Origin of the sequence: Microbacterium sp. (genome assembly GCF_030149085.1) — a bacterium.
In the GTDB taxonomy this organism is placed as follows: Bacteria; Actinomycetota; Actinomycetes; order Actinomycetales; family Microbacteriaceae; genus Microbacterium.
This window is the reverse complement of sequence record NZ_JASBSF010000268.1, coordinates 1-7,750: the sequence shown is the minus strand read 5'-3', so window position 1 is coordinate 7,750 and position 7,750 is coordinate 1. Positions and strand designations below refer to the sequence as shown.

At 66.3% G+C, this 7,750-nt stretch carries 8 protein-coding genes; 7 read left to right on the top strand and 1 reads right to left on the bottom strand.

The window, feature by feature from the left end; translation table 11 throughout:
* Nucleotides 1-161: 161 nt before the first annotated feature.
* On the top strand, nucleotides 162-1,469 hold the full coding sequence (locus Q1V87_RS10905) for a M20/M25/M40 family metallo-hydrolase (protein ID WP_300592576.1): 1,308 nt from the start codon (nucleotides 162-164) through the stop codon (nucleotides 1,467-1,469).
* 14 nt (nucleotides 1,470-1,483) lie between these two features.
* Nucleotides 1,484-2,308 (top strand): undecaprenyl-diphosphate phosphatase, encoded by an 825-nt coding sequence (locus tag Q1V87_RS10900; protein ID WP_300592573.1) that lies wholly within the window; start codon nucleotides 1,484-1,486, stop codon nucleotides 2,306-2,308.
* A gap of 24 nt (nucleotides 2,309-2,332) precedes the next feature.
* Here Q1V87_RS10900 and Q1V87_RS10895 read toward each other — a convergent pair whose 3' ends face one another.
* Nucleotides 2,333-3,199 (bottom strand): PAC2 family protein, encoded by an 867-nt coding sequence (locus Q1V87_RS10895; RefSeq protein ID WP_300592570.1) that lies wholly within the window; start codon nucleotides 3,197-3,199, stop codon nucleotides 2,333-2,335.
* Nucleotides 3,200-3,324: 125 nt separating this feature from the next.
* Between Q1V87_RS10895 and Q1V87_RS10890 the strand changes: the two genes are divergently transcribed.
* From Q1V87_RS10890 to Q1V87_RS10870, 5 genes are all read left to right on the top strand, one after another.
* Nucleotides 3,325-4,008: an HAD family phosphatase gene (locus Q1V87_RS10890; RefSeq protein WP_366945438.1), complete on the top strand. Its 684-nt coding sequence runs from the start codon at nucleotides 3,325-3,327 to the stop codon at nucleotides 4,006-4,008.
* The gene (locus Q1V87_RS10885; protein WP_292710508.1) at nucleotides 4,005-5,042 is read left to right on the top strand and encodes a tRNA (adenine-N1)-methyltransferase; all 1,038 of its coding nucleotides are present in this window, start codon (nucleotides 4,005-4,007) and stop codon (nucleotides 5,040-5,042) included. The genes Q1V87_RS10890 and Q1V87_RS10885 overlap by 4 nt, the downstream gene beginning before the upstream one ends.
* Before the next feature lie 4 nt (nucleotides 5,043-5,046).
* Nucleotides 5,047-6,009, top strand: a complete 963-nt coding sequence (locus tag Q1V87_RS10880; protein ID WP_300592567.1) for an FKBP-type peptidyl-prolyl cis-trans isomerase — start codon at nucleotides 5,047-5,049, stop codon at nucleotides 6,007-6,009.
* Nucleotides 6,010-6,066: 57 nt separating this feature from the next.
* Entirely contained in the window at nucleotides 6,067-7,065 is a 999-nt protein-coding gene (locus Q1V87_RS10875; protein ID WP_300592564.1) for a WYL domain-containing protein, read from the top strand.
* Nucleotides 7,062-7,750: WYL domain-containing protein (locus Q1V87_RS10870; RefSeq protein ID WP_300592561.1), on the top strand; the 689-nt coding region annotated here is incomplete at its 3' end. The genes Q1V87_RS10875 and Q1V87_RS10870, both read left to right, overlap by 4 nt.

Below are 7,750 nucleotides of genomic sequence, written 5' to 3'. Positions count from 1 at the left end.
GGCACTAGCACCTCAAGCTAGCGCGTCTACCTATTCCGCCACCCGCGCAGAGTGGTTTCGGTCTTGCAACCGAAGATCGACATTATCACGACAACGGCGCCGCCGATAATCGCTCGGGGTCTCGACCCGAAACATTCGCGTCGTCTGAGCGCGGTAGGTTTGTGGCCGTGTCACATACCGAGTCCGAGCTTCCCGAAGTCGTCGTCGTCGCCCGGGACCTCATCCGTTTCGACACCACGAATTGGGGTGGCGGACATGCCCGGGGCGAACGGGAAGCGGCGGAATACGTGGCCGACTATCTTCGCAAACTCGATCTGACGCCCGAGATCTACGAGCCGATTGAACGGCGAACGAACGTCGGCGTGCGAATCCCGGGTGTCGACCGCGGTAAGCCCGCACTTGTGGTGCACGGCCATCTTGACGTCGTGCCAGCGGTGGCGGAGGACTGGTCGGTCGATCCGTTTGCAGGAGAGATTCGCGACGGCATGCTGTGGGGACGCGGTGCGGTCGACATGAAGGACATGGACGCCATGATCCTGACCTCCGTTGCCGACATCCTGCGCAGCGGACGCCGGCCAGCCCGGGACCTCGTGGTGACCTTCTTCGCCGACGAAGAGAACGGGGGCGGTGAAGGCTCGGCGCTCGTTGTCCGTGACCGCCCTGAATGGTTCGCTGGCGCGACCGAAGCCATCAGCGAGGTCGGCGGCTACTCGATCGACCTCGCTGGACGACGCGCCTACCTCCTTCAGGTGGGGGAGAAGGCCCTCGTCTGGATTCGCCTCGTCGCCCGAGGCCGGGCGGCACACGGCAGCGCATTCCACGAAGACAACGCCGTCACCCGCCTCGCCGAGGCCGTCGCTGCGCTGGGGCGCACGGCATGGCCGGTGGAGCTAACCGCGACGACGGAGCGGCTGACGCAGCGGATCGCCGAACTCACCGGGCAGCCCTCCGATGACCCGGATGCCGTAGCCGCCGCAGCCGGACCGGCTTCGCGATTCCTGCGCTCGACCATCCGTACGACCAGCAACCCGACGGCGCTCACCGCCGGATACAAGCACAACGTCATTCCCGATCGCGCCGAGGCGCTGATCGACGTGCGGACGCTTCCGGATGGAGAAGACGGCGCCCTTCGCGCCATTCAGGACATCGTCGGGCCAGACATCGAGATCGAGGTCGTCCACCGCGACATCGGTCTCGAGGTGCCCTTCGAGGGCGAACTGGTGGATGCCATGGTCGCTGCGCTCGGGCGACACGATCCGGGTGTTCCGGTCCTCCCGTACCTGATGAGCGGCGGCACCGACAACAAGGCCTTGGCCGAGCTCGGCATCCGCGGCTACGGGTTCGCGCCGCTGCGGTTGCCTGCCGACCTTGACTTCACCGGTATGTTCCACGGCGTTGATGAGCGGGTCCCGCTCGACGCGCTTGTCTTCGGTCAGTGGGTGTTGACCGATCTGCTGCTGTCGTACTGATCCGGAAGGCATCCATGCTGCTGGAAGCAATCATCCTCGGCCTTGTGCAGGGACTCACCGAGTTCCTACCGGTCTCATCGAGCGCTCACCTGCGCATCCTGGGAGAGTTTCTGCCCAGTGCGCAGGACCCTGGAGCAGCGTTCACGGCGATCACCCAGATCGGTACCGAGGCCGCAGTCGTCGTGTTCTTCTGGCGCGACATCGTTCGGATCGTGTCGCGTTGGTCACTCGCTCTCGTGCGCAAGGTGCCGCAGAACGACCCGGACGCCCGCATGGGGTGGCTGATCATCATCGGATCGGTGCCGATCGTCGTGCTCGGTCTGCTCTTCCAGGATCAGATCGAGACAACCCTGCGATCCCTGTGGCTGGTTGCGGGGATGCTGATCTTCTTCGGTGTGCTGCTGGGAATCGCCGACCTCGTGGGTGCGAAGCGTCGAAAGCTCGACCAGCTCACCCTGGGGCATGGCATCATCTTCGGGTTCGCGCAGGCCCTTGCGCTGATTCCCGGGGTCTCGCGTTCGGGCGGCACGATAACGGCGGGACTGTTCCTCGGCTATGAGCGCGCGGCGGCAGCCCGCTACGCGTTCCTCCTGGCGATTCCCGCGGTCTTCGGAAGCGGCTTCTATCAGGTCGCCAAGAGCTGGGACGAGCAGGGGCCGTTCACCCCGATCGAGACCGCCGCTGCCACCGGTGTGGCATTCGTCGTCGCACTCGGTGTCATCGCGTTCTTCATGAGCTGGATCTCCAAGCGCAGCTTTATGCCGTTCGTGGTCTACCGGGTAGCTCTCGGTGCGGCGCTGCTCGTGCTGCTGAGCATGGGTGTCATCCAGCCCTACTGAGTCGGCGACCCCAGCTGAGAGGCGTCAGGGTTTGCGGGGCTCGTCGCGTCCACCCCGACCGGGTCCATCGCCGCGGCGACGCAGGTACTTCTCGAACTCCTGCGCGATCGCGTCGCCGGATGCCTCCGGTGAGTCCCAGGTGTCTCGGGTGCGCTCGAGCTGGTGGATGTACTCCGTCATCTCTTCGTCATCGGCTGCCGCCGCATCGATCGAGGCTTCCCAGGTGCGTGCCTGCGCCGGCAAGTCACCCCGATCCACCTTCGCGCCGGTGATGTCTTCGAGCCGATCGAGCAGGGCCAGGCTCGCCTTAGGCGACGGAGTGTGGCCGGCGACGTAGTGCGGCACGCTTGCCCACAACTGCGCTGACGGGATGCCAGCGGCTGTGGCGACGTGCGAGATCACGCTGAGGATGCCGACGGGTCCCTCGTACGAGCTGCGCTCAAGTCCGAGGGCTGCCCTCACCGGCTCGCTCTCGCTGCCTGCGAAAACGGAGATCGGGCGCGTGTGCGGAACATCCGACATCATCGACCCCATCGACACAAAGCCGGTGATGTCTTCGCGCAGGGCAACATCGACCAGTTCGGAGGCGAAAGCCTGCCAGGCTCGCGCAGGCTCGACTCCCGTGAGGAGCCAGAGTTGCGTGCCCCGTGTTGCTCGGGTCGGCCTGAGGATGGTTGTCTCGGGCCACGTCAGCTCCCGCGCCCCATCCGCCGTCGTACGAATCTGCGGACGCGTGTACTGGTAGTCGAAGTACAGTTCGGGGTCGACCGAGTAGACAGTTTCGTAGCCGCCGGAGTCGCGCAGATGAGCGACGGCCGAGGACGCTGCCTCACCCGCGTCGTTCCAGCCGTCGAATGCGGCGACGAGAACCCTGCGTCCCAGTCCCTCCACGTGACCTCCTCAGGTGGCGATCCAACCAGAATAGGACGCTGCCGTCAGCCGGGTGCGAGAAACGGCGAGGTCGTGGGGACCCGGGCGTGGGCGATCGCCAGTGGGGCCGTCGGTAGCATGGTTCGGTGACTGCACCATCCGCCCTCTCCGCTGTGCTCTGGGACATGGACGGCACGCTCGTCGACACGGAACCGTACTGGATCGCGGCAGAGACGCCGCTCGTCGAAAGCTACGGTGGCACCTGGACCCACGAGAAGGCGTTGTCGCTGGTCGGGCTCGCTCTGGAGGATTCCGCACGGATCCTGCAGGGGGAGGGAGTGCGAATGTCGACCCACGACATCATCGATCACCTCACCACCGAGGTGATGCACAGCATCTCTCGGGACGGTGTGCCGTTCCGTCCGGGCGCGAAAGAACTTCTTGCCGACCTCAAGGATGCCGGTGTGAAGACCGCCCTGGTGACGATGTCCATGCGACGGATGGCAACCCACATTGCCGAGCTCATCGACTTCGACGCCTTCGACATCGTGGTCGCGGGCGATGACGTCACTCGTCCGAAGCCGTATCCGGATCCGTATCTTCAGGCGTGCACGTCGCTCGGCGTAGACCCCGTCGACACCCTGGCCATTGAGGATTCGCCGAACGGGTTGCGCTCTGCGGTGGCGGCGGGATCGGTCGTCCTGGGCGTTCCAGCCATGGTCTCGCTCGAGGGAGCGGGTGCCCACGCGGTGTGGCCCACGCTTCACGGCGTGAGTGCCTCCGACCTCGGTGAGCTTCACCGGGCACATCGAAAGGTCGGCGCTGCATGAGCACGACACCCCGTCTGTCAGGTCCCTTCCGGGTCGGTGATCGCGTCCAGCTGACCGGCCCGAAGAACCGGCTTCACACCATCACGCTTCGCGAAGGCGGGGAACTACACACACACCATGGCGTGCTGCCGCACGCGACCCTGATCGGCATCCCCGACGGGTCGGTCGTGGTCAATAGCGCCGGTCACGAGTATCTGGCACTTCGCCCGCTGCTGCGTGACTTCGTCATGTCGATGCCGCGGGGGGCAGCGATCGTGTATCCGAAGGATGCCGCGCAGATCCTCTCCGAGGCTGACGTGTTCCCGGGAGCTGTTGTGGTGGAAGCGGGCGTGGGCTCCGGCGCGCTCTCCCTCTGGCTGCTGCGCGCGATCGGTGACGCTGGCCGTCTCGTCTCGTTCGAAAGACGCCCGGAGTTTGCCGAGGTCGCGCAGGCCAACGTCGAGACGTTCCTCGGTCACCGCCCGGCATCCTGGGAGGTGCGCGTCGGCGACCTTGCGACCGAGCTTCCGACGGCTGTCGAACCGGGAACGGTCGACCGCGTCATCCTGGACATGCTCGCGCCCTGGGAGTGCATCGACGCGGTAGCCGAGGCGCTGACCCCGGGCGGGGTGGTCCTGTGCTACATCGCGACCGCGACACAGCTCAGTCGCGTAGCCGAATACATCCGCAACACCGGTCTGTTCACCGAACCCGACGCGAACGAGACGATGGTTCGCGGCTGGCACGTCGAGGGTCTCGCCGTGCGCCCCGATCACCGAATGGTCGCTCACACGGGCTTTCTGCTGTGGGCGCGCCGCCTTGCGCCGGGCGCTGTCGCACCCGAGCAGAAGCGGCGAGCCTCCAAGAGCAGCTACGGCGACGAGGATGTCGAACTGTGGACTCCCGGCGCCGTGGGAGACCGTCAGATCACCGACAAGAACCTGCGGAAGCGAGTTCGCGAGGCCCAACGCGCTGCCGACGGTGCCCGCCACGCTGCTGCCGGCGCGGCCCCTGCGACGGCTGCCGAAACGGCAGAGCCCGACCGCCTAGACTGATCCGGTGCGAAAGACACCCGCCTTCCTCGCGATCCTCGGACTGACAGCTGCCGCGCTCGTCGGCTGCTCGGCAAGCCCGTCTGACGGGTGTGCGCGGGTCACCGACACCGATCCCGCCGTGACCGATCTCGTCAGCGTCACCGGGGAGTTCGGCGCGGCCCCCGACGTCGAGGTGTACACGCCGTTCCAGGTGGATGAGCTGGCATGGGCCGACCTCACCGAGGGCGAGGGCACGCCGATCACCACGCCCAACCAGATGGTCGTGCTCGACATGGTGGTCCTGGACGGAAAGACCGGCGAGCCGGCTGTCGCCACGTCCTACGACGAGACGCTCTCGAGCGTCTTCTCAATGTCGCGGTGGATCGACACGCTGCCCGGCCTCCAGGAATCACTGCAGTGCGCGCAGGAGGGGGACCGCGTTGTCATCGCGCTCCCATCCGATGCCATCAATCCGGCGGCTGCGACGCAGATCGGGCTCGAGGACGGCAGTTCCGCCGTGGCCGTTGTGGACGTGCGGAAGGTCTATCTGCCGAAGGCGGATGGCGCGGACCAGTTCACCGACAGCAACGGCCTTCCCTCTGTTGTCCGCGCCCCGAACGGGCGACCCGGGGTCATCATTCCTGACGCTCCCGCACCGACTGAACTCTCGATCCAGACCATCAAGAAGGGTGATGGCGAGGTCGTCACCGGTGACCAACCCGTCCGCGCCCATTACACGGGCCTGCTGTGGGACACGCGCGAGGTCTTCGACACGAGCTGGGACGGCGACCCGGTCTCGTTCGATCTGAACTCGGTCGTTCCGGGCTTTGCCGCCGCCCTTGAGGGACAGACTGTCGGCTCGCAGGTGCTCGTCGTCGTGCCGCCCGATCAGGGCTACGGCGACGCGGGTCAGGGTGCGATTCCCGGCGGAGCAACGCTCGTCTTCGTGATCGACATCCTTGGCCTGGATCCGCAACCCGCTTCGTAGTCCAAATCACCCTCGGCATGGGTGGATGCCGCGCGCTGCGCACCTAGGATGAGGGTCGTGTCCTCGAAGTCAACTGCGCGCATCCCGCCCGAGGAGCGGTTGGTGAACCTCGTGGTTGCCCTGATGGCCACCGAACAGGGCATCACGAAGGACACGATCCTCTCGTCAGTGTCGGGCTACCGCGAACAGTCCGAGGCCGGGACATCGAAGGACGCTCTCGAGAAGATGTTCGAGCGCGATAAAGAGAGTCTGCGTGGCCTCGGGGTCCCGATCGAGACGATCGGTGACCGTGCGGACCCCGACGACCTGCGCGAGGCCCGCTACCGTGTTCCCACCGCAGAGTATGAGCTGCCCGCGGACATCGAGTTCACCCCCGCCGAGCTGGCCCTGCTGAACCTCGCGGGGGGCGTGTGGAGCGAGAGCTCTCTGTCGGCTGATGCGCGCAGCGGATTACGCAAGATCCGGGCGCTTGGCATTCCGGTCGAGGACCCGATCCTCGGGTACTCGCCGCGGATCAGTCTGCGCGAACCGTCGTTTGCGCCGCTGCAGCGGGCGATCGAGGACTCGCGCATCGTGAGCTTTCGCTATATGCGGCCGGGAAGCGCCGCGCCGCGAGTGCGGCGACTCCAGCCGCTCGCGCTCGTCGAGTTCGAGGCTCGGTGGCACGTGTACGGCCTGGATCTCGACCTGGACGCGCCGCGCACCTTCCTGCTCACGCGGATCATCGACGATGTGGTGATCACTCGCACTGCCGGAGATCCAGCACTGCGCGAGGGCGCGGGCGAGCGAGCTCTCGAAGGTTTGCGAGAACTCGCGGCACGGCAGCGGGCGCTCCTGGAGATCGATCCCGGCACCGAAGCCTGGCTGCGTTTGTCGCGTCGAGCCGAGCCCGCGGCCCAGGGGTACTGGGTGCCCTACGTTGACCTTCACGTTTTCGCCGATGAGTTGGCGTCGTACGGACCGGAAGTCCGTGTCGTCGAACCGGATGAGGTCAGGTCTGAGGTTGTTCGCAGGCTTCGAGCCGTGCGCGACGCGCACATCGGGGCAGCACAATGAGCGGGGCATCTGTGGCGACCGACCGTGCGGCGTTGCTGTTGCAGCTGGTTCCGTACCTGATCTCCAAGGGAGAAGTGTCTGTCGCGGAGGCTGCAGACGAATTCGACGTCACGGCCGACCAGATGCGCGCCATGGTGCGGGGGCTCACCGTCATCGGCCTGCCGGGTGACTCCGGCTACTGGCAGATGGCGAACGAGTTGTTCGACATCGACTGGGACCTCCTCGAGGAACGCGACCTCATCGTCATCACGAACTCGGTGGGCCTTGAGCGCGCGCCTCGCCTCACGGCGCGGGAGGCTGCGGCTCTGCTCGCGGGTCTCCAGCTTGCCGCCACGATCCCCGGCGTCGGGGACTCGCAGTTGTACGCCGGGTTGCTGTCCAAGCTCGGACGCGGCGCCTCTCGGACCCCCGCGGCCGTGGTCGTGGCCTCAGAGCCGGTGGATGCCGTCAGGCGGCTGGTGACGGATGCTTTGGGTCGGCGCGTCGCGGTGAGCTTCACCTACAAGACCCCCGAACGTCCTCCGACAACCAGGACTGTCGACCCGGTGAAGGTCCTGATCGCTCAGGGGCAGTGGTACCTCCAGGGATGGTGTCATCTGCGCGAGGCGATGCGGACCTTCCACCTCGACAGGGTGAGCGATCTCGCGCTGACCGACATCCCGATCGCACATGGGCAGGAACCGGC

What these genes read in the sequence shown, in the direction of transcription:
- Q1V87_RS10885 (WP_292710508.1), top strand. Translation starts at nt 4,005, where the DNA reads ATGAGCACGACACCCCGTCTGTCAGGTCCCTTCCGGGTCGGTGATCGC.
- Q1V87_RS10900 (WP_300592573.1), top strand. Translation starts at nt 1,484, where the DNA reads ATGCTGCTGGAAGCAATCATCCTCGGCCTTGTGCAGGGACTCACCGAG.